The sequence below is a fragment of the Streptomyces sparsus genome (assembly GCF_054776295.1).
In genome coordinates this window covers 1-697 of record NZ_BAAHCA010001562.1, presented here as the reverse complement: position 1 = coordinate 697, position 697 = coordinate 1, and the positions used below count along the sequence as shown (strand labels likewise).

Annotated in this window: 1 protein-coding gene; it reads right to left on the bottom strand. The window is 73.5% G+C overall.

Annotation, left to right across the window (positions count from 1 at the left end):
* Positions 1–514, bottom strand: a 514-nt coding sequence (locus ACYVE9_RS29610; RefSeq protein ID WP_461030950.1) for a LysR family transcriptional regulator, incomplete at its 3' end; no start/stop codon positions are given.
* Positions 515–697: the final 183 nt, after the last annotated feature.

Below are 697 nucleotides of genomic sequence, written 5' to 3'. Positions count from 1 at the left end.
CCCCCCAGCGCGGTGCGCCGACGAGCACGTGCTCCTCGTCGCAGAGCGCGGTCGCGGACAGTTCCTCGCCCCTGGGGCGGGCCGTGGTGATCGCCAGGTCGTGGTGGCCGGCGGCGAGCGAGGCCAGGCAGTCCTCGGCGGAGCAGAAGGAGGCGCGCAGGGCCACCCCCTGCGCGGCGAGCGGCGCCAGCGCCGGCAGGGCCCGCAGCCGCGTGAACTCCGGTGGTCCGGTGAGGTGCAGCGTGCGGGTGGGGGAGGCCGGGTCGAGGTCCGCCTCGGTGATGGCCAGCAGCGCGTCGAGATGCGGCGCGGCCTTGTGGGCGAGTTCCTCACCGACCGTCGTCGGGGTGACGCCGCGGGCGCCGCGCACGAACAGCGGGCGCCCCAGGTGTCGTTCCAGGCTGCGGATCTGGCCCGTGACGGCGGGCTGCGACAGGCCGAGCAGCGGTGCCGCCCGGGTGAAGGAGCCGGTCCGGTAGACGGTGAGGAACGTGCGCAGCAGGGCCAGGTCCATATCCCCTCCGGACGCACGGCGCAGGCCCTCGCGGTCACTCTCGGCTCACCAACGATAAGCAGACCGATGACCGGGTGTCGATAGCGTGATTGGACACTGACGCTCGGTCAACTAGCCTGAGGTGACGTGCCCGGGGCACGTGCACTGCCGGGCGGTTTGGGGCACGAGGGGGGAGCCCCAAAC